23 protein-coding genes and 1 tRNA gene are annotated in these 26,024 nt (G+C 37.7%); 18 read left to right on the top strand and 6 right to left on the bottom strand.

All coding sequences use genetic code 11. From position 1 onward, the window contains the following. Positions 1-12: 12 nt before the first annotated feature. From yidC to rpmH, 3 genes are read right to left on the bottom strand one after another with little or no spacing between them, the layout of a single operon-like run. On the bottom strand, positions 13-885 hold the full coding sequence (yidC, locus tag BN55_RS07425) for a membrane protein insertase YidC (RefSeq protein WP_008471445.1): 873 nt from the start codon (positions 883-885) through the stop codon (positions 13-15). A gap of 1 nt (position 886) precedes the next feature. Continuing rightward, positions 887-1,249: a ribonuclease P protein component gene (gene rnpA / locus BN55_RS07420; protein ID WP_008471443.1), complete on the bottom strand. Its 363-nt coding sequence runs from the start codon at positions 1,247-1,249 to the stop codon at positions 887-889. Positions 1,250-1,296: 47 nt separating this feature from the next. After that, the gene (rpmH, locus tag BN55_RS07415; RefSeq protein ID WP_003648141.1) at positions 1,297-1,437 is read right to left on the bottom strand and encodes a 50S ribosomal protein L34; all 141 of its coding nucleotides are present in this window, start codon (positions 1,435-1,437) and stop codon (positions 1,297-1,299) included. Positions 1,438-1,910: 473 nt separating this feature from the next. On the opposite strand from rpmH, the gene dnaA reads away from it, so the two are divergent. The 14 genes from dnaA to BN55_RS07345 all read left to right on the top strand — a co-directional run bounded on the left by dnaA (position 1,911) and on the right by BN55_RS07345 (position 18,034). Next, on the top strand, positions 1,911-3,272 hold the full coding sequence (dnaA, locus tag BN55_RS07410; protein ID WP_008471440.1) for a chromosomal replication initiator protein DnaA: 1,362 nt from the start codon (positions 1,911-1,913) through the stop codon (positions 3,270-3,272). Positions 3,273-3,454: 182 nt separating this feature from the next. Continuing rightward, the gene (gene dnaN, locus BN55_RS07405) at positions 3,455-4,585 is read left to right on the top strand and encodes a DNA polymerase III subunit beta (protein ID WP_008471439.1); all 1,131 of its coding nucleotides are present in this window, start codon (positions 3,455-3,457) and stop codon (positions 4,583-4,585) included. 192 nt (positions 4,586-4,777) lie between these two features. Further along, positions 4,778-4,999: a S4 domain-containing protein YaaA gene (gene yaaA / locus BN55_RS07400; RefSeq protein WP_008471437.1), complete on the top strand. Its 222-nt coding sequence runs from the start codon at positions 4,778-4,780 to the stop codon at positions 4,997-4,999. A 2-nt stretch (positions 5,000-5,001) separates the two neighbouring features. After that, the gene (recF, locus tag BN55_RS07395) at positions 5,002-6,126 is read left to right on the top strand and encodes a DNA replication/repair protein RecF (protein WP_008471436.1); all 1,125 of its coding nucleotides are present in this window, start codon (positions 5,002-5,004) and stop codon (positions 6,124-6,126) included. Next, the gene (gyrB, locus tag BN55_RS07390; RefSeq protein ID WP_008471435.1) at positions 6,127-8,094 is read left to right on the top strand and encodes a DNA topoisomerase (ATP-hydrolyzing) subunit B; all 1,968 of its coding nucleotides are present in this window, start codon (positions 6,127-6,129) and stop codon (positions 8,092-8,094) included. It begins immediately after the preceding gene. 9 nt (positions 8,095-8,103) lie between these two features. Continuing rightward, positions 8,104-10,620, top strand: a complete 2,517-nt coding sequence (gene gyrA, locus BN55_RS07385; RefSeq protein ID WP_008471434.1) for a DNA gyrase subunit A — start codon at positions 8,104-8,106, stop codon at positions 10,618-10,620. A 191-nt stretch (positions 10,621-10,811) separates the two neighbouring features. Further along, complete coding sequence (rpsF, locus tag BN55_RS07380; RefSeq protein ID WP_008471433.1) at positions 10,812-11,108, top strand: 30S ribosomal protein S6; 297 nt, start codon at positions 10,812-10,814, stop codon at positions 11,106-11,108. A 34-nt stretch (positions 11,109-11,142) separates the two neighbouring features. Continuing rightward, a complete protein-coding gene (ssb, locus tag BN55_RS07375) occupies positions 11,143-11,670 on the top strand; it encodes a single-stranded DNA-binding protein (RefSeq protein WP_008471432.1) in 528 nt (175 codons plus the stop codon). A 26-nt stretch (positions 11,671-11,696) separates the two neighbouring features. Continuing rightward, complete coding sequence (rpsR, locus tag BN55_RS07370) at positions 11,697-11,933, top strand: 30S ribosomal protein S18 (protein ID WP_008471430.1); 237 nt, start codon at positions 11,697-11,699, stop codon at positions 11,931-11,933. A 97-nt stretch (positions 11,934-12,030) separates the two neighbouring features. Beyond that, positions 12,031-12,948 (top strand): magnesium transporter CorA family protein, encoded by a 918-nt coding sequence (locus BN55_RS07365; protein ID WP_008471429.1) that lies wholly within the window; start codon positions 12,031-12,033, stop codon positions 12,946-12,948. Between the two features lie 169 nt (positions 12,949-13,117). After that, the gene (locus BN55_RS07360) at positions 13,118-15,136 is read left to right on the top strand and encodes a DHH family phosphoesterase (RefSeq protein ID WP_008471428.1); all 2,019 of its coding nucleotides are present in this window, start codon (positions 13,118-13,120) and stop codon (positions 15,134-15,136) included. A gap of 11 nt (positions 15,137-15,147) precedes the next feature. Beyond that, positions 15,148-15,603, top strand: a complete 456-nt coding sequence (gene rplI / locus BN55_RS07355) for a 50S ribosomal protein L9 (protein ID WP_008471427.1) — start codon at positions 15,148-15,150, stop codon at positions 15,601-15,603. Between the two features lie 6 nt (positions 15,604-15,609). Next, the gene (gene dnaB, locus BN55_RS07350; protein WP_008471426.1) at positions 15,610-16,989 is read left to right on the top strand and encodes a replicative DNA helicase; all 1,380 of its coding nucleotides are present in this window, start codon (positions 15,610-15,612) and stop codon (positions 16,987-16,989) included. Between the two features lie 160 nt (positions 16,990-17,149). Then, entirely contained in the window at positions 17,150-18,034 is an 885-nt protein-coding gene (locus tag BN55_RS07345; protein WP_008471424.1) for an ROK family protein, read from the top strand. A gap of 65 nt (positions 18,035-18,099) precedes the next feature. Here BN55_RS07345 and BN55_RS07340 read toward each other — a convergent pair whose 3' ends face one another. Beyond that, entirely contained in the window at positions 18,100-19,026 is a 927-nt protein-coding gene (locus tag BN55_RS07340; protein WP_008471423.1) for a LysR family transcriptional regulator, read from the bottom strand. 140 nt (positions 19,027-19,166) lie between these two features. On the opposite strand from BN55_RS07340, the gene BN55_RS07335 reads away from it, so the two are divergent. Together BN55_RS07335 and BN55_RS07330 are read left to right on the top strand one after the other, a co-directional pair. Continuing rightward, complete coding sequence (locus tag BN55_RS07335; protein ID WP_040469507.1) at positions 19,167-21,044, top strand: flavocytochrome c; 1,878 nt, start codon at positions 19,167-19,169, stop codon at positions 21,042-21,044. 133 nt (positions 21,045-21,177) lie between these two features. Then, complete coding sequence (locus BN55_RS07330) at positions 21,178-21,564, top strand: hypothetical protein (RefSeq protein ID WP_008471420.1); 387 nt, start codon at positions 21,178-21,180, stop codon at positions 21,562-21,564. 68 nt (positions 21,565-21,632) lie between these two features. Here the strand turns inward: BN55_RS07330 and BN55_RS07325 are convergent, their stop codons facing one another. Continuing rightward, a complete protein-coding gene (locus BN55_RS07325) occupies positions 21,633-22,784 on the bottom strand; it encodes an Mbeg1-like protein (protein WP_008471419.1) in 1,152 nt (383 codons plus the stop codon). Positions 22,785-23,096: 312 nt separating this feature from the next. Here BN55_RS07325 and BN55_RS07320 point away from each other — a divergent pair, with 312 nt between their 5' ends. Then, positions 23,097-25,025 (top strand): elongation factor G, encoded by a 1,929-nt coding sequence (locus BN55_RS07320; protein ID WP_008471418.1) that lies wholly within the window; start codon positions 23,097-23,099, stop codon positions 25,023-25,025. Positions 25,026-25,072: 47 nt separating this feature from the next. On the opposite strand, the gene BN55_RS07315 is transcribed toward BN55_RS07320, so the two are convergent. After that, positions 25,073-25,780: an MgtC/SapB family protein gene (locus BN55_RS07315; protein WP_008471417.1), complete on the bottom strand. Its 708-nt coding sequence runs from the start codon at positions 25,778-25,780 to the stop codon at positions 25,073-25,075. A gap of 134 nt (positions 25,781-25,914) precedes the next feature. On the opposite strand from BN55_RS07315, the gene BN55_RS07310 reads away from it, so the two are divergent. Beyond that, a tRNA-Thr gene (locus BN55_RS07310) sits at positions 25,915-25,987 on the top strand. Positions 25,988-26,024: the final 37 nt, after the last annotated feature.

The following is a 26,024-nucleotide window of genomic DNA, read 5'->3' as shown; positions in this document are numbered from 1 at the left end:
TAGATAATTTATTTACTTTTTCTTACGGCCTAACTTCTTGTAGGTCTTGCGTAAACGACGCTCACGTTCACGCTCAGCCTCTTTTTGTTGTTCCATTTCACGTTGATACTTGAATGGATTTTGCAAAATAAAGGTTTGAACTACTTGGAAGAGGTTGGAAATAACCCAGTAAACTGAAATTGCTGACTGAATTCCAATTGCTGAAACACCAATAATTACTGGCATTACGTAGGTCATAGATTTTGTCATACCATTTTGGGATGATTGTGGCTGTGACATTTGACTAATATATGAAGACATAAAAGTAAATACCGCAGCTAAAATTGGCATGATGTAGTATGGGTCAGGACGTCCTAAGTCCATCCATAAGAATTTACCGTTCATCAATTCTGGTGTTCGATAAATTGCTTGATACAGTCCCCACATAATTGGCAATTGAATCAAAAGTGGCAAACATCCAACATATGGATTTACGCCAGCTTCTTTATAAAGCTTGCTTGTTTCAGCCTGTAATTTTTGGCGTGTCTCTACATCAGTACCAGAATATTTCTTACGTAAAGCATCCATCTGAGGTTGGAGCTTTTGCTGCTTGGCCATACTCTTAATAGAAAGAGCCTGCAGTGGGAATAAGATAATTCTAATAATGATAGTAAAGATTACGATAGCCCAGCCATAGGAATTATTTACCAAACTTGCAATCCATAAAATGAATTGTGACAAGTAATACAGAACGTATCTATCCCACCAGCTTCCGCTTGTATGAGAAATTGGTTGAATATTACCTGCTGTTGGTGCAGCACACCCACTTACAGTGAGTACTAATGCTACAATTCCTAAAACAAGTACAAGCCTTTTTAAATTTTTCTTTGTTAAAAGGTCTTTCACTCTACTGTTCCTCGGTTTCCGTAGTAGTCAGAATATGTGAAAGCTTCATTATATGTTCAAGATTCTTTCTGGTTCTTACCATATTAAAATCTCTCGCATATGGCCTAGCAATCACTAAAAAATCTAAATCAGGTTTAATATTTGGTTTAAATTCAGTGAGTGTAGCACGAATATATCTTTTCAATCTATTCCTTACTACAGCTGTGTGACCAACTTTTTTTCCGACAGAAATACCTACGCGAAAATGCTTCTGACCCTCTTTAGGTAAAACATAAAGAACAAAGGCCCGATTCGCCATAGATTGGCCATATTCAAATACAGTTTGAAAATCTTTTTCGGATTTTACTCGGTAGGATTTTCTCAAAACTTTTCATCCTAACTTAGATTAAAAAAACCACTGAGTTCAGTGGCTTAAGCAGATAAGACTTTTCTACCCTTCTTACGGCGTCTTGCTAAAACCTTACGGCCGTTTGCAGTAGCCATACGTTTCATGAAACCATGAACGCGTGAACGGTGACGCTTCTTAGGTTGGTAAGTTCTCTTAGTGGACATTAATATGCACCTCCGTTTTTAGTACTTTAAGCACAATTTCTAAATTAGGATAGCATATTTACCGCAAAAAACCAAGGTTTTAAAAGAAAAAAATACCAAACTCTTGCGCAATTTTTTATCTTTTGGTGTGGAAATATTTTTTATAAATTTTTCGTTCAGAAATTATACACAGGATAATTCGCACTGTTTTCCACAATCAACAAGGTGTGAAAAACAGAATTCACAGCCTGTGGAAATAATTTTTAAATTAGCTTTTAAACCTTTGAAAAATAAGCAAAAGTTATGCACACTTCACTTGTGGAAAAAGTGTATTTTCGTTTTGTTTTCTTCTTGCTTGTGGAAACTCAAAAAATAATTATCCACATCCCTGTGTAATTGTTATTTACGCTTATTCACCTGTGGAAAACCTAACTAAAAAATGCTAAAATTTATTTTGTTTTAAAACGTAAACCATCCAATTGGAGGATCTTTTTTTGTTTGATTTAGATAAATTTTGGCAATTTTTTAATTCTGAAATGAAAAAACGTTACAGTGAAGTTGCCTATAACGCATGGTTTAAAAATACTAAACCTTTATCCTTTGATAAAACTACTAAACAAATGTTAATTGCTGTAGAATCTCCCGTGTCAAAAGGCTATTGGGAAAAAAATCTTGCATCTCAATTAGTTCAAGAAGCATATGCTTACGCTGATATGGAAATTTCTCCAGTTTTCACCGTTGCAGGCGAAGAAGGACCTGAACGCTTTGTTACACCTCAACCGCATACTGAGCCAAAACCAGTTCACGAAGAAGCACCTGATGAATTTGCTAAAGATTTGCAATTAAATAGTAAATATACTTTTGATACTTTTGTTCAAGGCGAAGGCAACAAACTTGCTGCCGGAGCTGCTTTAGCAGTTGCCGATAATCCAGGTAGTTTTTACAATCCTTTATTTATCTTTGGTGGTGTAGGTCTTGGTAAAACTCACCTAATGCAAGCAATCGGTCATCAAATGCTTGCGGAAAAGCCGAATGCCAAAGTTGTTTACATTCAAAGCGAAACCTTCGTTAATGATTTTATTAATTCCATAAAAAATAAGACCCAAGACGAATTTCGTGAAAAATATCGTACCTGTGATCTCTTATTAGTAGATGATATTCAATTCTTTGCTAAAAAAGAGGGGATTCAAGAAGAATTTTTCCACACCTTTGAGACGCTTTACAACGATCAAAAGCAAATCGTAATGACTAGTGATCGTTTGCCGAACGAAATTCCAGCGTTATCTGAAAGATTAGTTTCGCGGTTCACCTGGGGACTACAGGTCGAAATAACGCCGCCTGATCTAGAAACTCGCATTGCAATTTTGCGTAAAAAAGCCGAAGCAGACGGACTTTCAATTGACGACAATACTTTAGACTATATCGCTTCGCAAGTAGATACTAATATCCGTGAACTCGAAGGCGCATTAGTTAAAGTGCAAGCTCATGCAACGATTGAAAAAGAAGATATTAATGTCGATTTAGCTAAAGAAGCTTTAACCGACTTAAAACTAGTCCAAAAAAATCGTGGACTGCAGATATCCAAGATTCAAGAAGTCGTTGCCAACTATTTCCAAACCTCTACTGCCGAATTAAAAGGTAAAAAGAGGGTAAAGCAGATTGTTGTCCCACGCCAAATTGCCATGTATTTGTCGCGTGAGTTAACAGATTCTAGTTTGCCAAAAATTGGTCAAGAATTTGGCGGAAAAGATCATACGACAGTCATGCACGCAGTCGAAAAAATCGATCGTGCAATCAAAACTGACTCAGATATTAAGTCGGCTGTGTATGATTTGAAAGCAATGCTTGATCATTAGTAAAGTTAATAACATGTGGATAACTTTTAGAATTATTCACATGTTTTGTACAAGTACTTTTCTTTCATATCAGTGGATTATTACAGTTTTCAACATAATCCACCGTACCTACTACTACTTCTAAGTATTTAAATATATAATTAAATAAAAAAGAGTACTCAAAAATAAACGGAGGATAATCAATGCAATTTACAATAAATAGAAATTTGTTCCTCGATAATTTGAACAATGTTATGCGTGCTATTTCTTCACGTGCTACTATTCCGATTTTAAGCGGAATCAAATTGGATCTTTCTGAACAAGAATTAGTCTTAACTGGTAGCGATACTGATATTTCTATTGAAATCAAAATTCCAGTTAACGATGATTTAACAGTTGAATCAACTGGTTCAATCGTTTTACCAGCACGCTTTTTCAGTGAAATTATCAAAAAATTGCCGGGCAAAGACTTTTCATTTGAAGTAAAAGAAAGTTTCCAAACAAAAATCACATCTGAAAATACCGAATTTATGATTAACGGTTTGGATGCAAATAATTATCCACGTTTACCAGAAATTCCAACCGATGCAGCTTTCGAGCTTTCCGGTAAAACTTTTAGAGAAGTAATTAACGAAACTGTATTTGCTGTTGCTAACCAAGAAAGCCGTCCAACTTTAAATGGGGTTAACTTTAGCTTTAGCAGTAATGCAATTAAAGCTGTTGCTACTGATAGTCATCGTTTGTCTCAAAGAACAATTTCTGTAGAAAACGGACCTGAAGTGAAATCTAATTTGGTAATTCCTGGAAATAGTCTAGTTGAATTTTCTAGAATTATTGGTGAAAAAGACCCTGAAATTACTGTTAACCCAGGTGATAATCAAGTACTTTTCAATATTGGAAATATTGCATTTTACTCACGTTTACTAGAAGGATCATATCCAGATACTGATCGCTTAATCCCAACTAGCTCTACAACTCAAGTAGAATTTGATTTGTCTACTTTATCTCGTTCTTTGGACCGTGCAAGTTTGCTTACCCACGAAAGTCGCAACAACGTGGTTAAGATGAATTTAGACACTGATAAGCAAAGCGTAGTTTTGCGTGGTCAATCTGCCGAAATCGGAAATGTTGAAGAAGAAATTCCATTTAAGAGTTTAACTGGCGATAGCTTGGAAATTGCATTTAACCCAGATTATTTACGAGACGCTCTAAGAGCTTCAATTACTGATTCAATTGTCATGAAATTTACTCAGCCATTACGTCCATTTACTGTTACGCCAGCAAAAGAAGACGTTGACTTTACGCAATTGATTACTCCGGTTAGAACATTCTAAAAGTCTCGAAGTATTTTTTGGTGATAACTTAAGCTGAAAAGGCAAATTTTGCCATTTTCAGCTTTTTTTGTACGTTTGAGTATAGGGATATTAGTTAACTATAAATTCATTCAAAAGCGCTTAGAAGGCGAATGTGAATTGTTTTTCATCGTGAAAAACGGTATAATAATAAGGTATAACTAGTTAAATGGGGTGAGTAGTATTAAAAATTTCACAATTAAGGGTGAATTTATTACTTTAGCTCAATTTCTTAAAGAAGAAAGTATTATTTCTTCCGGTGGACAGGCTAAGTGGTATTTAAAAGACAACCCAGTTAAGTTAAATGGGGCACCAGAAAATCGTAGAGGTAAAAAGCTTCATCCAGATGATGTAGTTGAAGTTGAGGGACAAACCTATAAATTTGTTGCGGAGTAGTCATGTATTTAGAAAATTTGGCTTTGAAGGATTTTCGAAATTTCTCAACTTTGCAAACAGATTTTGATCCACAAATTAATATTTTTTTAGGTCAAAATGCCCAAGGAAAGACCAATTTGTTAGAAGCAATCTATTTTTTAGCGTTAACGCGTTCTCATCGAACTAGCACCGATAAAGAATTGATTCGCTTTGGCAGTAAATACGCTGGTCTTCAAGGCAAGGTGCACAAAAGTCAGGTCGAAGTAGAACTAAAATTACGCTTATCGCCTAAGGGCAAAAAGGCCTGGATTAATCGGTTAGAGCAAAAAAAATTGTCCAAATATGTCGGACAAATGAATGCGATTTTGTTTTCACCTGAAGATTTAGCCTTGGTTAAAGGAGCACCCGCTTTAAGGCGTAGATTTATGGATTTGGAATTTGGACAAATCAATGCAGAATATCTGTATTTTTCTAGTCAATATCGGCAAGTTCTACAGCAAAAAAATAATTATCTTAAGCAGCTGTCTTTAGGCAAAGCAAAAGATAAGATTTTTTTAGATGTCTTGTCAGATCAACTGGCAGGTATCGCTGCGGAAATTATTTATCGCAGACTCAACTTCGTAAAATTGTTAAATAGTTATGCCCATGATGCACATAGTCAAATTAGTGCAAATAAAGAACAACTCGAAATCTACTATCGACCTTCAATTAACGAAATTGAGGCCGGTGATCAAGTTGATGAGATCTATCATAAAGTTTTAGATAGTTTTCATAAAAATAAGGCAAACGAAATTCGCAAAGGAACTACGCTGACCGGGCCTCATCGCGATGATTTGCTTTTTAAGATTAATGGTAAAAATGCTCATGATTATGCTTCTCAAGGTCAGCAGCGAACAATTGCTTTGAGTATCAAGTTAGCTGAAATCCAGCTGGTGCATCATCTGACTAATGAGTATCCCATTTTACTATTGGATGATGTGATGAGCGAATTAGATCATAATCGCCAGAGCAGCTTACTTAATTACATTCATGGAAAAACCCAAACTTTTATTACTACTACGGATTTGGAAGGAATTTCCTGGGAAGTAGTGAAGACGCCAAGAATTTACTACATCAAGTCAGGAATTATTACTAAAGAGGAGAATTAAATGGCTGAAGATAAGAGCAAGCAAGACTTACAAAAAGCTAAAAAATTTGAAGAAAAAGCTGATGAATATAATGCCAGCCAGATTCAAGTTTTAGGAGGCCTGGAAGCTGTTAGAAAGCGTCCTGGTATGTATATTGGTTCTACCAGTAGCCAAGGATTGCACCACCTAGTATGGGAAATTATCGATAACAGTATCGATGAACGATTAGCCGGTTTTGCGACAAAGATCGAAATTACTGTTAATGAAGACGGCAGTGTAACTGTACAAGATGACGGTCGTGGTATCCCAGTTGATATCCAGAAAAAGACTGGTCGTCCAGCTTTAGAAACAGTCTTTACGGTTTTGCACGCCGGAGGAAAATTTGGCGGTGGCGGATACAAGGTATCTGGTGGTCTTCACGGTGTAGGGGCTTCAGTTGTAAATGCCTTGTCTACTAAATTAGACGTTGTTGTTATGCGTGATGGTAAAAAGTACACCATTGCTTTTGACCACGGTCGTGTAGTGCAAGAAATGAAACAGATTGGTACTGTGCCATTAGATCAACACGGAACCATCGTTCATTTTTATCCAGATCCTGATATCTTTACTGAAACAACTACGTTTGATGACAAGGTCTTAAAAAACAGAATTCGTGAATTAGCTTTCTTAAACAAGGGTCTTAAGTTAACGTTCACTGACAAGCGTAAAGAAACTGCTGAAACTGACGTTTACCATTTTGAAGGCGGTATTAAAGAGTACGTTTCATTTCTTAACCGCGGTCAAGAAGTTTTATTTGACGAACCAGTTTATGTTGAAGGCGAATACGATGGCATTACTGTTGAAGTAGCATTGCAATACACTAATGGCTATAAGACGACTTTGATGACTTTTGCTAACAACATCCATACCTATGAAGGCGGGATGCACGAAGCCGGCTTTAAGACTGCTTTAACGCGTGTAGTTAACGATTATGCTCGTAAAGCTAAGATCTTTAAAGATAAAGATGACAATCTTTCTGGTGAAGATATTCGTGAAGGGATGACTGCGGTTGTTTCTGTTAAGCACCCTGATCCACAATTTGAAGGACAGACTAAGACTAAGCTAGGTAACTCAGATGCTCGTGCAGCCGTTGATAAGGCCTTTTCTGAAACCTTTAGTAAGTTCTTGATGGAAAACCCTCAAGTCGGTCGTAAGATTGTTGAAAAAGGGCAATTGGCTGCTCGCGCACGTGTTGCAGCTAAGCGTGCTCGTGAAGTTACTCGTAAAAAGTCAGGCCTTGAGATTGCTAACTTACCTGGTAAATTAGCCGATAATACCAGTAATGATCCAAGCATTTCAGAATTGTTTATCGTCGAAGGTAACTCTGCAGGAGGTTCGGCAAAGCAAGGACGTTCGCGTTTAACGCAAGCAATTTTGCCAATCAGAGGTAAGATTTTGAACGTTGAAAAAGCTTCAATGGATCGAATTTTAGCTAACCAAGAAATTCGTTCTTTGTTTACTGCTTTGGGAACTGGCTTTGGTGCTGACTTTGATGTTTCAAAAGCACGTTATCATAAGTTAATTATTATGACGGATGCCGATGTCGATGGAGCTCACATTAGAACATTGCTGCTTACGCTGTTTTACAATTACATGCGTCCAATGATTGAAAAAGGATATGTCTACATCGCACGGCCCCCTCTGTATCAAGTGCGTCAAGGAAAAATTGAAAAATACCTTGATACTGACGAAGAATTGCACGACTACTTAGGTACGCTTCAACCAAGTCCTAAGCCTGTTGTTCAGCGATACAAGGGATTGGGAGAAATGGACCCTGAACAGTTATGGGAAACTACTATGAACCCTGAAAATAGACGTTTAGATCGTGTAAGCCCTGAATATGCTAAAGATGCCGATGAAGTCTTTGAATTATTGATGGGTAATGAAGTTGCTCCAAGACGTGACTTTATTGAAAAGAATGCTAAATACGTAGAAAACTTGGATGCATAGGAGATTTAGATGGATAACGATAATCAAATGCAAGATCGCAGAATACGAAATGTTGATCTGACTCACACTATGCGTAGTTCATTTTTGGATTATGCAATGTCAGTTATCGTTGCGCGTGCTTTACCTGATGTTAGAGATGGTTTAAAGCCAGTGCAGCGTCGTATTTTGTACGGAATGAACGAATTGGGCGTCAGTCCCGATAAGCCATATAAAAAGAGTGCCAGAATTGTTGGTGAAGTTATGGGTAAATTCCACCCACATGGTGACTCATCAATTTATTTGGCAATGGCCCACATGGCTCAAGATTTCTCATACCGCTACATGCTAGTCGACGGTCACGGAAACTTTGGTTCTGTAGACGGCGATGAACCAGCTGCTATGCGTTATACTGAAGCTCGTATGAGTAAAATCGCCGTTGAAATGTTGCGCGACATCAATAAAGAAACCATTGATTGGCAACGTAACTACGATGATACTGAAAATGAACCAGTTGTTTTGCCAGCTAGAATTCCTAATTTGTTAGTAAACGGTGCTAGCGGTATTGCTGTTGGTATGACTACTAATATTCCGCCTCACAACTTGGCTGAAGTAATAAGCGGAATCCATATGTTGATGGATAATCCTGACGTAACGGTTAAGGATTTGATGAAGGTCATTCCTGGACCAGACTTTCCAACTGGTGGTATTGTCATGGGACGCAGCGGAATTTATCGCGCTTACGAAAGCGGCAAGGGCAATATAGTTGTACGTGCTAAGACTAATATCGAAACTGAGAAAAATGGTCGTGAACGCATCGTTGTTAGCGAAATCCCATACTTGGTAAATAAAGCCGAATTAGTTAAAAAGATCGCTGATTTAGCACGTGAAAAAATTATCGATGGAATTACTGGTGTTCGTGATGAATCTGACCAGACTGGTATGAGAATTACGATTGATATTCGTCGTGATGCTAGTGCCAGCGTGGTTTTGAATAATTTATTCAAAGAAACCCAAATGCAAGCCAACTTTGGTATCAATATGGTGGCAATTGTTAATGGTGCACCGCACTTTTTAACTTTAAAGCAAATGCTGCAATATTACTTAGACCACCAAGAAGACGTTATTACACGTAGAACTAAGTTTGACTTAAGAAAAGCTGAAGCACGTGCTCATATTCTTGAAGGTTTAAGAATCGCTTTAGACCATATTGATGAAATTATCAAGATTATCCGTGGTTCTAAGACCAGCGATATTGCTAAGGCGCAATTGATTTCTCGCTTTGGCTTAGATGATCGTCAATCGCAAGCCATATTAGATATGCGTTTGGTTCGTTTGACAGGTTTAGAGCGCGACAAGATTGAAGCTGAATATCAAGAATTACAAGCAAAGATTGCTGATTATCGCGATATTTTGGCTAAGCCTGAACGTATCGATAAGATTATTTATGATGAATTGCTTGATATCCAAAAGCGTTTTGGGGATGAGAGAAGAACTGAAATTGCTGCGGGTGAAGTAGTTTCTATCGAAGACGAAGACTTAATCGAAAAAGAAGACGTATTGCTTACTTTAACTCACAACGGCTACATTAAGAGAATGCCAGCGAGCGATTTTAAAGTTCAAAACCGTGGTGGTCGTGGTATTAAAGGTATGGGAGTTCAAGACGATGACTTTATCAACCACTTGATCTTCTCAAGCACCCATGACTTCTTACTCTTCTTCACTAACTTAGGTAAGGTATATTCTAAGAAGGCTTACGAAATTCCTGAATTTGGAAGAAATGCCAAGGGATTGCCAATCATTAACTTATTGCAGTTAGATAAAGGCGAAAAAATTCAAGCTGTCATCAATGTTCCTGAAGATGCGCAAGACAACTACTTGTTCTTTGTAACGCGTTTAGGAACTGTAAAGAGAACTCACGTTAGCGAATTTAGCAATATTAGACGTAGTGGATTGATTGCTTTAACTTTGCGCGATGGCGATGAATTAAATAATGTTTTGACGACTAATGGTAAGCAAAACATTTTAATTGGAACTCACTTAGGCTATGCTGTAACCTTTAACGAAAGCGACGTTCGTGCAATGGGACGTACCGCTGCTGGTGTTCGCGGAATTAACTTACGTGAAAATGACTATGTAGTTGGTTCTGATATCTTAGAGCCTGATTCAGAAGTTTTAGTAATTTCTGAAAAAGGTTACGGTAAACGTACCGCTGCTTCAGAATATCCAGTTAAAGGCCGCGGCGGAAAAGGTATCAAGACCGCTAATATCGGTGAAAAGAACGGTCCATTGGCTGGTGTAACTGTAGTTAATGGCGATGAAGACATCATGTTAATTACTAGTGCCGGAGTAATGATCAGATTCGACGTCAACGATGTTTCTCAAACTGGTCGTGCTACTTTAGGTGTCAAGTTAATTCGTGTTGATGATGGTGCTAAAGTTGCCAGCGTAACCGCTATTCCAGCGCAAGACGATGACGAGCAAGAAAATGAAAATTCTGAAGAAAATGCGTTAACTGACGGCGATAATTCAGAAGATTCACAAGAATAATTTAGATTAAAAATAAAATTACCAACTTTTCGTGTAATAAATAATGAGCAATTTGCTCAGGATCACGTGAAAAAAGTTTGGTAATTTTTTTGTTTCTGTGATAAAATCAACCATTGTGAGTAATATTATTCATTACTCCTTGTTCTTGATTTGACACAAGAACCATTTAGTCCATGAGGAGGTGCATTTATATGGCAAAAACTAAGTACGAAGTTACTTACATCATCAAGCCTGACATTGACGAAGATTCAAAGAAGGCTTTGATTGAACGTTTTGACAAGGTTGTAACCGACAACGGTGCTCAAGATCTTGAATCTAAGGATTGGGGTAAGAGACGTTTCGCTTACGAAATGGATAAATACCGTGAAGGTACATACCACATTTTAACTTTCACTGCTGATAACGCAGATGCAGTTAACGAATTTGGTCGTCTTTCACGTATTGATAACCAAATCTTACGTTCAATGACTGTTAAATTAGACAAGTAATTATTTTTTCGTGAATTAGGAAGGGGACAAAAGTATGATTAATAATGTTGTACTTGTTGGCCGTTTAACACGTGATCCTGATTTACGTACTACTGGGAGCGGAATCTCAGTTGCTACGTTTACTCTTGCTGTTGATCGTCAATATACTAATAGCCAAGGTGAGCGTGGCGCTGATTTCATCAGTTGTGTAATTTGGCGTAAAGCTGCAGAGAACTTTGCTAACTTTACTTCAAAAGGCTCATTAGTTGGTATTCAAGGACGTCTTCAAACGAGAACATATGATGATAAAGATGGTAAGAGGGTCTACGTTACTGAAGTAGTCGTAGATAACTTCTCATTGTTGGAATCACGTCGCGATCGTGAGAATCGTCAAAGTAACCCAGGATTTGCACCACAAGCTGGTAATAATGCTGGTGCACCAAGTACTAATAACTTTGGTGGAAATAGTGCACCAAGCACTAACAACAATACCGCTAACACTAATAACAATGCGCAACCGCAAGATCCATTTGCAGATTCAGGTAGTTCTATCGATATCTCAGATGATGATCTCCCATTTTAAATTTTAACTAGAAAGGATCTTTGAACATGGCTCAACAAAGAAGAGGTGGCCGTCGTCGTCGTAAGGTTGACTACATTGCTGCTAACCATATCGATTACATCGACTACAAAGATGTTGATTTGTTGAAACGTTTTATCTCTGAAAGAGGTAAGATTTTACCACGTCGTGTCACTGGCACTAGCGCAAAGAATCAACGCAAGTTGACTGTTGCAATCAAGAGAGCTCGCGTTATGGGCTTATTGCCATTTGTCGCAGAAGACTAAAACAGATCAAAAAGCAAAAAAGAGTACCGAAAGGTACTCTTTTTTATTACTTATTTGCGTTATGATAGTACTGCAAGCTAAAAAAGGGGATTGGACAATGATCATTAAACAAAGTTTACCAGGCCAATACGATTTTAAATATAAGTGGTATGATATCTACAATTTAGATGATCATGATATTCGAATACTTAAATCTAAGTTCCATCTTACTTCAGAGATTATTTCTTATATCAACGACCTTCATGAACGTCCTCACTTTGATCACGATTATATTACTAATAGTGACTTGTTCGTTTACGATGTACCGATTTGGCCAACTGAAGATGCAGACCATTTTACAACGTTGCCAATTAAATTTTTGATGGTTAGTGGTACTTTATTTACGGTCCATACTCCAGATACGACTTATATGATTGAAGATTTTCGTCAAAAAACTGATGAAACAATCCATAGTGAAAAAGAATTAGTTTTTGCGATTCTATTTTCGGTAACTAAATATTTCCAAAGAGCTTTAAGTCAGTTAAATAGTGAACGTATTGTTTTAGATAGTCACTTAAGTGGTCGAATTAAAAATAAAGATTTGCAGGCACTAGCTCAAGTAGAAAAAAGTTTAGTCTTCTTATCTAGTTCAATTAGAACTAATTTAATGATGCTTGAAACTGTTAAAAATAAAAAATCAGGTCTACATATGAATGCATCTGAAGAAGAAATGTGTGATGACATTATCATCGAAGTTCAGCAATCATCGCAGATGGTTAAGATCTATAACGAAGTGACTGAAGAAATTTCTAAAACGTCTAATAATATTTTGAATAACAACCTAAACAATACCATGCAGTTCTTAACGGTTTGGTCGCTGCTTTTAACTATTCCGACTATTGTTACTGGATTTTTCGGGATGAACGTTAAATTGCCGATTCTCAATAGCACGGCTGACTGGATTTTGATTACAATTGGCACCATTTTAGTAATGCTAGTTTTGCTGTGGTACTTGAAGAAACATGATATGATGTGATAAAAGAGCAAAAAGTTGCTCTTTTTTATTTTAGATATCCACATGTGGATATCTTTTATTTGGCTTTTGCTCTTTAAATTATCCACACATCATTCTTTACTAGGGTATAATATAAATTAACGCAGTGTACACTATTTTCTAGATGTTAATGCAATCAGAAAGGATCTTTATGAAAGATTTTTTACGAAAATTAGAATTGCCTGCATTCATTAAGGATTCAAGATTAACAGCATCTCTAATTATTATCTTAGTGCTATCCCTAATTGGAGCCATTATCGGCTTTTTGATTAGCCCGCTTTATGGCTTAGCGATGTTTTTGTTGTTTGTCTTGACTTGTGCGTTTGCAGTATACGGGACATATGTACTCGCTGGCAATGCTAATAATTATGCGGCCAATTTATCTTACAGAATAAAACGCGGCGAACAAGAAGCTATGATTAAAATGCCGCTAGGTATTTTGCTATATGATGATGATCAACAGATTCAATGGATTAATCCTTATCTGCAGCTTTATTTAAAAGATAAAGACGCCATTGGATCATCGATTAAATCAGTCGATCCGCAGCTTTATCAGTTCATTAATGAAGCAATTGATGATAAAACTTCGCAAAACCGAGTAATTACTTGGGGCAATCATAAATTTGAAATGGTCGTCCAAAATAATCTCGGCGTCGTTTATCTTTTTGATATTACTAAGTATGCTAATATCGAAGAAAAATATAAGCAGCAACGTTTGGCAATTGCCCTAATTTTTATTGATAATTATGATGAATTAAGCCAGGCCATGAGCGATCAAGATTTGACCGATATGAGTTCATACGTTCAAAAATCGCTCAATGAATATGCTAAACAATTCCATGCATATTTGAAGCGAATTGATGAGGACCACTTTATTTTGCTGGCTCACGTTTCTGATTTGGATAAGATGGAAGAAGATAAGTTCTCAATCTTAGATAAAATTAGAAAAGAATCAAGTCGTCGCAATACGCCACTTACTTTATCTATCGGAATTGCCTTTGGTTCTGAAAGTTTGAACGAAATTGCGGATCAAGCTCAATCGAACTTGGACTTAGCTCTTGGACGAGGCGGTGATCAGGTTGTAGTTAAGCGGCCTGGTAAAGATGCTCGCTTTTATGGCGGTAAGTCTAACCCAATGGAAAAACGGACCCGCGTTCGTGCAAGAATGGTTTCTCAAGCACTTGAAGAATTATTTAAAGGCGTTGATCGAGTTTTTGTTCAAGGACACCGCAATCCAGATTTAGATGCGATTGGATCTGCAATTGGAATTGTGAAAATTGCGCAAGTTCACGGCGTTAAAGCTAATGTTGTTTTAGATACTGAACATGTGAACTATGATGTTGGGCGATTAGTTGCTAAAATGAAAGCAGCTGGAATTGATAAAGATATTTTTATCAGTCCTGGAGATGCATTAGATCAGGCAACCGATGATTCATTGCTAGTATTAACTGACCACTCTAAGTACTCAATTACTTATGACCAGTTACTATATAATAGATTGAAGAATAGGTTGATTGTTATTGACCACCATAGACGTGGTGAAGAATTTCCTGAAAATCCAATGCTAGTTTATATTGAGCCATATGCATCTTCGACTTGTGAGCTTGTAACTGAAATGATTGAATACCAGCCACAAGGCGGAGAGGGCGTGTTAAGTCCACTTGAAGCATCTGGCATGCTGGCCGGAATTACAGTTGATTCTAAAGAGTTCTCCTTGCGTACAGGAACTAGAACCTTTGATGCAGCTAGTTATTTACGTTCAATTGGAGCAGATTCAACAGTTGTGGCAGAGTTATTAAAAGAAAATATCAATAATTACTTGCAGCGCAGCCATTTAGTATCAACTATTGAAATGATCAAGCCGAATATGGCGCTTTTAATGGGTGAAAATGATCAAATTTATAACCCAGTTATTGTGGCTCAAGCAGCTGATACTGCTCTATCATTAGAGCATGTAGATGCAAGTTTTGCGATTGCCAGACGCAGTAAGACTACTATTGGAATTTCGGCTCGCTCTATGGGTGAAATCAATGTTCAAGTAATCATGGAAAAATTAGGCGGTGGCGGTCACTTGTCTAATGCGGCTACTCAGCTTGAAGATGTAACAGTTGAGCAAGCAAAAGACGAATTGCTTAAGGCAATTGATGAATATTTAAAAGAAAATGAATAGGAGTAATAGTTATGAAAGTTATTTTTACTCAAGATGTTAGAGGAAAAGGTAAAAGAGGCCAAGTTAAGGAAGTTCCAGATGGATACGCTCAAAACTTTTTAATTAAAAAAGGACTTGCTAAAGAAGCTACTAGTTCAAACCTTAATACTTTAAAGCGCCTTGAAAAGGCAGAAAAAGATGCGTATGAGGCTCAAAAAGCTGAAGCACAAGAAATTAAAAAGCAACTTGAAGATGACAAGACTATTGTTAACTTTAAATCTAAGGCTGGTACTGATTCACGTTTGTTTGGATCAATTTCTGGTAAGAAGATTGTTGAGGGCTTAGAAAAGCAATACGGCATTAAGATTGATAAACGTAAATTATCATTGCCTGAACCAATTAAGTCTTTAGGTTATACTAATGTACCAGTTAAGTTGTTCAAAGGCGTAGAATCAACAGTTCGCGTTCATATTACGGAGCAAGATTAATTAAAAATGGATAATGTTGTTTCTCAACAAATACCTCATGATAGTGAGGCAGAAAAGGCGGTCTTAGGTGCCGTCTTTTTAAACCCAGAAGCGATTATTGAAGCTTCAGATATACTAGAACCAGACGATTTTTATGAACATGCTAATCGTCTGGTTTTTAGCGCAATGATTGATATTGCAGATCGTGGCAGCGCTATTGACGTTGTGACATTGCAAGATGAATTAAAAAAGAAAAATCAGCTTGAAGACATCGGCGGACTAGCTTATGTTTCTCAATTAGCAATTGCTACGCCAACGGCAGTGCACGTGACTTATTATGCACAAATTGTTAAGCGAAAAGCATTATTGCGTAATTTAATTACAACAAGTCAACGTATCATTCAAAATGCCATAGAAGGCTCTGACGACGTCACAGACATCTTAGATAATGCCGAAAGTTCAATTATGAATGTTTCCCAGGAAAATGCTTCAGGAGGCTTTAAATCGATCCATGACGTTTTAAATGAAACTGTCGAAGCCATTAATAATATTCCTGACGATGGAAATATGGTGACGGGCCTACCAACAGGCTTTCAAGAATTAGATAAAATGACGACAGGATTTCATGATGATGAATTGATTATCCTAGCAGCGCGTCCTGGTGTTGGTAAAACGGCCTTTGCCCTAAACGTAGCACAATTTGTGGGACTGCATACGGATAAGACCGTTGCCATGTTTTCTCTAGAAATGGGTGCTGATCAGTTAGTGCAAAGAATGCTGGCTTCAGAAGGCTTGATTGATTCGCAGCACCTTAGAACTGGTCAATTAACTGAAGATGAATGGCGCAAATTGGTTGTCGCAGCTGGTTCGCTTGATCGGACGAGTATTTATATTGATGATACTCCTGGCATTAAAATGAGCGAAATCAGGGCTAAAGCACGCCGTTTAGCTAAAGAAAAAGGTAACTTAGGCCTAGTTGTAATCGACTACTTGCAGTTGATCGAAGGTCCAAGAAGCGAGTCGCGTCAGCAAGAAGTTTCTGCTATTTCGCGTCAGTTAAAAAAGTTAGCTAAAGAGCTGCACATTCCAGTAATTGCACTATCGCAGTTGTCGCGTTCAGTTGAACAAAGACAAGATAAGCGGCCAGTTTTATCAGATATTCGTGAATCTGGTTCCATTGAACAGGATGCTGATATTGTTGCTTTCTTATATCGTGATGATTATTATCGCGATGAAAATGAAGACAGCGATGATGGCGAAGTCGAGGCAGAACAAGATAATGGTGAAGTTGAAGTTATCATTGAAAAGAACCGTTCTGGTAGTAGAGGAACCGTTAAATTGATGTTCTCTAAGCCATATAACAGATTTTCTAACCTGGATTACACGCATGATGATCCAAGCAAATAAAGGGCTAAAAAAATAAATGTCATTTAGTTGCCATAGATGGTATGGCGATAAATGACATTTTTTACATTGAAAGCACTTACTTTTTACCATAATCTTCTTTATAATATAAGAGCGTATTATCTAAAAAACAAAAAATCTATATAAAAAGGGTGAAAATGAAATGACAGAAAAGACATATCTCGGCAGTATTGAAGCTGGCGGAACTAAGTTTATCGCCGCAGTTCAAGATGCAGAAACTGGTGAAGTTGTAGCACGCAAGAGAATTCCTACGACTGATTCTAAAGAAACTTTGGCTAAAACTGCTCAATTCTTTAAAGAGTATCCAGTAAATGCTTTAGGAATCGGTACTTTTGGCCCGATTGATATTAATCCTAATTCCAGAACTTTCGGTTATATTTTGGATACGCCAAAACGTGGTTGGTCTGGAACAAACGTTAAAGGCTACTTTGAAAAAGAATTAGGCGTTCCAGTAGCAATGACTACTGATGTTAATGCATCTTGTTATGGCGAATATATTGCCCGCGGTAAAGATGATAGTAAGACTTACTTTTACATTACAATTGGGACGGGAGTTGGCGCTGGAATCGTTCAAGCTGGAAAGTTCGTTGGCTTAAACAATCACCCAGAAATCGGCCATACTTTGGTTACGCCATATCCAGGCGATGATTATGAAGGCAAGTGTCCATTCCACCAAAATAAATGTGTTGAAGGGATGGCTGCTGGTCCTTCTCTTGAAGCTAGAACCGGAATTCCTGGTGAAAAATTGAGCCGTGATAACAAGGTCTTTACTTATGTGGCATATTACGTTGCCCAATGTTTGTATAATGCTTATATGACTTTAAGACCTGATGTAATGGTTGTTGGTGGCTCTGTCTTAAACGAAGATGATTTAGTCAAAGTACGTAAATTCTTTGATCAATTCAATAATAACTATGTTGCAACTCCAGACTTAGATGAGTTAATTGTCACTCCGGCAGTTGCAGATAATGGTTCGGCTACGCTAGGCGATTTTGAATTAGCTCGTGCAGCATTAGAAAATAAATAATTAAAAATAAACTTTACTACTCAACTCAAAAAGGGATTGGAAAATTTTCCGATCCCTTTTATTTTTTAGTGAATTGATGGTTCTAGTTTGATTTGCTGGAAGGTTTTGATTAAATCTTGCAAAGCTTGTGAATGTTTACGCCCTTGTTTTACTGCAATAAAGAACTTAATCATGATTAAGCTGCGATCGAGCGGCAATAAATTAATTGGCTGATGGCGCAAGCGCTTGAGAATACTTGCTGAAGAAATGGTTAAACCAATGCCATTAACTGCAAGGTTAGCAACCGTAATTACGCTATTGCTTTCCATAACAATATGTGGTTTCACGTGAAACGTTTGCAACAATCCATTTATCTGGTGCCGAATCGCCGACTCTGGCTGGCTCAAAACTAGTGGCTGGCTGAGCAATTCTTTGATGTCTAATTCATCTGGTTCTAAGATAAACTTGTTTGGCTGAAAGTATTTCGAATTTGATGGGATGACGATATAGTATTGCTCGCCACCGTTAGTATAAAAATCTAATCCTCGAGAAATAGCATCGGGCGTTTGACCAATATAGCAGTCGATTTCCTCATTTAAAAGACGCTTTTCAGTTTTTCTAGGGAAAGCTTCAAAGAGCTGAATTTCGGCATTGGGATGCTTTTGTAAGAAAGAGGACAGAATTGCCGGAAGTAAATAAGAGCCCAAACTTTCTAAAATACCAATTCGGATGATTTCTTTTTCTGGATGAGAAAATTGCGCCAGCTGTCTTTCTAGCTGCAAGCCGTCATAAGAAATCGTTTCTAGATATTTGTAATAAATCAAACCAGCTTCCGTCAACGTAAAAGGCTGGACATCGCGGTTGATAATTTTAGCTCCCACTCTTTTTTCAATTCGCTTAATTAATTGCGTTAAATAGGGCTGAGAAATATAGAGCTCGCGTGCTGCTTTAGTAAAATTACTTTCTTTTAAGAGCATATCCAAGGTATGGAGTAGTTCGTCAGGATCGTTCATAAATAAACCTCTGTATATATAGCGATAATAATTTTATTATAGCGTACTTGTAATAAAACTATTTCACTAAAAAATAAAGGGTCGATAAAATAAACTTGTAAAGCAATTGGAAACGTTTTTAGGAGTTAATAATTATGAATATGAAATCAGGAAAATACGAAGTAAAAGCTAAGGGACATGGATCAAGCTTTATGCCAATGGAAGTTACAATCGATGAAGATAAGATCGCTGCCATCAGTATTGATTCAAGCGGCGAAACTCGTGGCGTAGCTGACGAAGTATTTAAACGTTTGCCTAAGCAAATCGTTGATAACCAAACTTTGAATGTTGATACTGTTTCTGGTGCTACTATTTCTAGCCACGGAGTAATCGATGGAGTAGCCCAAGCAATTGACGAAGCTGGTGGCGATAGCAACGAATGGAAGAATCGCGCTAAACCTGCTTCACAAAAAGCTCAAGATGAAGAAATGACGACCGACGTTGTTGTTGTCGGTGCTGGTGGTGCCGGCCTTGCTGCAGCAGTTCGTTCAATTCAACATGACGAAGATGTAGTCATCTTGGAAAAGTACCCACAAATTGGTGGTAACACTAGCCGTGCTGGTGGCCCAATGAATGCTGCTGAACCTGAATGGCAAGAAAAATTTAAGGCTTTGCCTGGTGAAAAAGACACCTTAATAGAACTTGCTGCAACTCCAATTGAAAAAATCGATCCAGAATATCAGGAAGACTTTAAGAAACTGCAAAAACAAATTCAAGACTACATTGGTTTAGGTGCAGATTACTTATTTGATTCGACCTTACTTCACGAAATTCAAACTTACTTAGGTGGTAAGAGAACTGACTTAAAGGGCAATGAAATTCACGGTAAATATGCTTTAGTCCATGAATTAGTAATTAATGCTTTGAATTCAGTTAAGTGGTTAGCTGATTTGGGCGTTAAGTTTGATAATGACGACGTAACTGAGCCAGTTGGTGGACTCTGGCGTCGAGGACATAAGCCAGTTGAACCAATGGGTTATGCCTATATTCATATTTTAGGAGACTGGGTTAAAGCACATGGGGCACATCTTTTAACTGAAACTCGTGCAATGGACTTGATCATCGAAGATGACGTAGTTAAAGGCGTAGTTGCTCAAAGAAAAGACGGCAGTAAAGTTACTATTCATGCCAAAGCTGTCATTTTAACTGCTGGTGGTTTTGGTGCTAACACGAAAATGGTTCAAAAGTACAACACTTACTGGCAAAAGATTGACGACGATATTGCCACAACTAACTCACCATCTATCACCGGCGATGGTATTAATTTGGGACTTGAAGCTGGCGCTGATTTGTTCGGCATGGGCTTTATCCAATTGATGCCTGTATCTGATCCTAAGACTGGTGAAATCTTTACTGGTGTTCAAACTCCACCTGCAAACTTCATCATGGTTAATCAAAAGGGTAAGCGTTTTGTAAATGAGTTTGCGGAACGTGATACTTTGGCTAAAGCAGCAATTGCTAACGGTGGCTTGTTCTACTTGATTGCTGATGACAAGATTAAGGATACTGCTTATAACACTACTCAGGAATCACTTGATGCCCAAGTTGAGGCCGGAACCTTATTTAGAGATAATACTTTAGAAGGTTTGGCAAAACAAATTGGCATGGATCCTGATACTTTAGTAGAAACCATTAAGACTTACAACTCTTATGTTGACCAAGGATCTGATCCAGAATTTCATAAGAATGTTTTAGGGCTTAAATGCGAAGTTGGTCCATTTTACGCAACACCACGTAAGCCAGCTATCCACCATACCATGGGTGGTTTAGTAATCGATACTAAGGCTCGCGTGTTGAATAAGCAAGGAGAGCCAATTAAGGGACTTTACAGTGCTGGTGAAAATGCCGGTGGTATTCACGCAGGTAACCGTTTAGGTGGAAACTCATTAGCTGATATCTTTACCTTTGGTCGCATCGCAGCTAATACTGCCTTTGAAGAAAATAATAGCGATGCAAGTACTGGTGCCTCAGCTCATTAATTGCTTAGGACAAGAAAAGAGTGAATTAGGATGTTTTTAAAGAGTCATTTTGGCACAATTATTACTACTGTGCTTTCAATCATCATGGGATTTGTGATGGGCTGTAGCCGTCGCATTAGTTGATAATTTGGGTATGAACTGGACCGTAATTTTTAAGTTATGGGCAGAAATCTTTATGATCGTCTTTGTCATTAGTTTGTTTGTTCCTTACAACGACTGGGGCAACTGGCTAGCAAAATTATTCCACTTAAAAGAAGGTACAGTCAGCTTTAACTTAGTTCAAGCATTAATTCCTTCTGCTGTATTGAATACATTCAATACTTTGATTTGTAGTGGACAAAGTATTTTCTACAATCCAGCTATACCACAAGCTGCTAGAATGCAAACTTGGATTAATGGCTGCGTGCATGATTGGTTAATTTTCTTTGTTGTTTCTTACTTTGCTTCATTTATTGCTGTTTGGGCAGGAACAAGAGTTGCAACAATGATCTTAGGTAAGCCAGAACCAAAATCAGTGTAAATTTACTACGTTAAAAAGGCCTCTTCTTTGAAAAATAAGAAGAGGCCTTTTTTGTTACACGTGAAACTTTAGGAGCCATCATAAGAATCATTAACAATTGGTCCTTTGCTAGAATCATTGCCAAGTGGCTCTAAGATCTTAGCTTTGTTTACAAAAGGAATATTAATGTGCTGACGTGCAGTAGCGGCGATGTCAGAAATGATTTCATTAGCAACCAAGCGAATTTCAGGATCAAGTGAAAGATAGGCGTGACTAAATTGAATTGCACCACGCAATTTGTTAGCTGTTAACTGGTTAAATTCAGTGATTTTTTCATCTTCTAGAGCACTAAAGAGTGCAAGCCAAAATGATTCGCGCTTTTCACGAGGAATTTTAGTATTCCAAGAAATAAATGAATTACGAATTACGCGACTAGCATTGCTTAAGCCGGGAGCTAAAACAAAGCCATTGCGTGCAACGCGCCATCTACGAGGATCGTGCTGCTTTAACATATGCGCATTGCTGCGCACAACTAAAGTTCGTTCAGGGTGGTCAAGCATCATACCAAAAATTGAGCCTTCTGGAACATAGGTGATTAATTTAGGTAGAATCCGCTGAAACGATGGACTTGAGTAAGTCGAGCGCATAAAGCCAGGACCATCGAAACTAAAGGCTTTGATAACGCGATCTTGTGCTTCAATAGGTAAGGCAGAAACTGCGTAAGCTGCAAAATTGCCACCTTTTGAATGACCAATCGTATAAATACGATCGTGAGGATATTTTTCTGCCATGGCTTTTAAATAATCGGCTGCAATAGTCTGTCCGACTATTTCTGGCCGGTAAGACATGTCGACGTCTTCGTTAAGTCCAATCATTGTGCCATCGGTTCCGCGAAAAGTAACGATAATAGTATCTTTATTTAAGCGAATAGTTGCTGCAGTAAATTGAACTGCTGGCTTTTTTTGCATGTAGTCGGTCCAATCGAGAATCTCCATTTTGCGGTAGCGATCGCTTAATGGCAATAGTTCTATTTCTGTTGTGTCCATTTTATTTAGTTGATAAGGTTTAGTGCGCTTGAATAAAAGTCTTTTTGAAGCTTCGCCAATTTTGTGTCCGCCAACTGATGAATCATATGGTAAATAAATCAGGTGGGCAAAAAGGGCAGCATCGACGCTGTTAAAAGGCTGACTTTCAAAAGATAAGTCGCCACGCCAACGAATGTAGTCTAGTAATTTAGGCATCCAATACTCCTTTCATGAAAGTATATATGTTTATTTTAGTATTTTTGGTCTAATAAAGTAGTGGATAAAAATAATTTTTGAAATGTTTAATTATTGTAGCTTAGCATATCAAATATTAACATCTTAAAAGTCTTATTTATTTAATCATGAAGCCGAATCGGACTCAGCGTCAAATAATATGCATAAAAAAGCAATCTACCTTCAATTTTAGCCCAAGAATTAGTGAATATCATTTCCTAGGAAATAATATTTTGCATATTTTAACAACTTGGACAAAAATAAAAGTAATTAATTTAAAGGAAAATAAAAATTATGAAAGAACTAATTACGGGAATTCTTGCTCACGTTGATGCAGGAAAGACTACTTTATCAGAAAGCTTACTTTATACTGCGGGAAATCTCCGCAAGTTGGGTCGCGTTGATAATGGCGATGCTTTTTTAGACTCTGATAGTTTAGAGAAAAAACTCGGCATCACCATCTTTTCTCATGAAGCTCAACTTCAAATGCCTGATATGCATCTAACATTGCTCGACACTCCAGGCCATATTGACTTTGCAAGTCAGACTCAGCAAGTCCTCACTGCACTAGATTATGCAATCTTAGTAATTGCCGCTAGCGATGGCGTGACCAGTTATACGAAAACTCTTTGGCATTTGCTAGAAAAATACCAGATTCCAACTTTTATTTTTGTAAATAAAATGGATATGGCTGGTAGCGATAAAGGACAATCTTTGTCTGAAATTCAAAAATCACTTAATCAGAACTGTATTGATTTTAGCAATGAAGATGATGCTTTTTATGAAAATATTGCTGCAAGCGATGAAAAAACTTTAGAAAAATATCTTGATACTGGTAGCGTTTCTGAAGACGCAATTCAAAACTTGATCAGTCAGCGAAAAGTCTTTCCAGTGTATTTTGGCTCAGCTCTAAAATTAGAAAACATCAAGCAGTTTCTTGCTGGCATCCAAGAATGGAGCCTTCAGCCACAATATGGTTCTGCGTTCGGCGCTCGCGTATTTAAAATTTCTCACGATAAAAAAGGCCAGCGCCTAACTTGGATTAAAGTTGCTGGCGGTCAATTAAAAGCTAAAAGCGAAATCTTACCTGATCAAAAAATCGATCAGCTCCGCAATTATAATGGTGAAAAATTCGAAATTGTGCCAGTAGCTAAAAGAGGACAAGTTGTAGCTGCTACTGGGCTAACGTCAACTTATCCAGGTCAAGGTTTGGGTAAAGAAAAAGATCGGATTGAAAACTCACTGCGTCCGGTTTTGACCTATAAGCTAAATACACTGGATAATGATATTAATGTCTGTTTGGAAAAGTTGCGTATTTTAGAAGATGAAGATCCGAGTTTGCATGTTACTTGGTCAGAGCATCTGCAAGAAATTCATGTTCAAATTATGGGTCAGGTGCAGTTAGAAATTCTTGAGCAAATTATGCAAGAACGATTTGATCTGCATATTCAATTTGAAGAAGGAAATATTTTATACGCAGAAACGATCACAAATAAAATCGAAGCAGTAGGCCACTTTGAGCCGCTACGTCATTATGCAGAAGTGCATTTGCTGCTTGAGCCAGGACAACCAGGAAGCGGCCTACAATTTGAAAATAAATGCAGTCTTGAAGTCTTAACTAAAAATTGGCAGCATCAAATTATGACTGCCTTGCAGGCAAAAGAACATCTTGGTGTTTTAATCAGTGCTCCGATAACTGATATGAAGATAACTCTGATTGGCGGACGCGGTAGCAATGTCCACACAGTTGGCGGTGACTTTAGACAAGCTGCTTGGCGAGCAGTCAGACAGGGATTAATGGAATTAAGAGCTCAAAATAGCTTAAAGCTGCTTGAACCATGGTATGATTTCCGTCTAGAAATACCGCAAGATCAAGTGGGTCGGGCAATGAATGATATTCAAAAAATGGGCGGCCAATTTGAAACGCCACAAACCATCAATGATCAAGCAGTTTTAACAGGGAGTGCTCCAGTTGAGCAAATGCGTGATTATGCCACTAGCGTTCGTACTTATACTCATGGACAAGGAAATCTTGAATGTGTTGTTAAAGGCTATTTTGACTGCCATAATGCCCAAACTATTATTTCCAATAAAAATTATGACCCAGAATCTGATTTAGAAAATACGCCTAATTCAGTGTTTTGTTCGCATGGGGCTGGCCATACTGTGGTCTGGCAAGATGTTCCTCAAGCAGCACAATTTCCATATCAATATCCACTATAAATATTTCCTGGGAAATAAAAACCTCACTTTGAAGTGAGGCTTTTTTGCTACATTCCGCCACGACTGTAATTAATGCGGTTAATATCTCGATCTTTTTCAAGAGTTAAAATAATGTCATTTTCATCTTTACGATTTCTGATGACGCCATCGACATTTACTAAGATGTGATCATCGGAGACGTCTAGAATTTTCATTGAAATTTGTTCAACTTCATTTTCGCTTAGCTTTTGTTTTAATTCATCTAAAATGCCAGGGTGGTTAGTGGCATCGATCTGAACATTGAAGCGCACATGCAAAATGATGAAGTTGATAAATGAATCGTCGTGAAAGAGTATTTGAATTAAAAATAAAAACAGAGTACTGATAATTCCAATTAAATACATACCAGCACCAATGGCCATTCCAATTGCAGCCGTGGCCCAAACTCCCGCAGCTGTTGTTAGTCCAGAAATTTGTTCTTTTCTAACTAAGATCGTGCCAGCGCCAATAAAGGAAATACCAGTTACGATTTGAGCAGCAATTCTTGATGGATCAAGTGCAATATCATGCATGTTTAGTAAGTCAAAAAAGCCATACTTAGAAACAATCATGAATAAAGCCGAAGCCACAGCAACTACCATGTGGGTACGAATTCCGGCACTTTTACGCTGGGTGGCACGCTCATAACCAATTGCACTACCACATAAAGCAGCAACTAAAATTCTTAGTAGCCAGTCAACTTGTGTCGGTAAAGAAACAAATGACGATAATGACATGTGAAGATCTCCTTAATACATAGATAATTACTGAACTATATTTTAGTCTTTTTGTATGAAAAACCAAATTACAAAAAAATTGCTTGCATTACTGTTAGTTGTATGGTTAAATTAATAATTGCGTTAAGCAACGTGCTGACTTAGCTCAGTTGGCAGAGCACGTCATTAGTAATGATGAGGTCGAAGGTTCGAATCCTTTAGTCAGCATACTTTAAAAGATCCAGTCGAAAGGCTGGATCTTTTT

The sequence above is a fragment of the Lactobacillus hominis DSM 23910 = CRBIP 24.179 genome (genome assembly GCF_000296835.1).
In the GTDB taxonomy this organism is placed as follows: Bacteria; Bacillota; Bacilli; order Lactobacillales; family Lactobacillaceae; genus Lactobacillus; species Lactobacillus hominis.
This window is presented reverse-complemented; position numbering and strand designations above follow the sequence as displayed.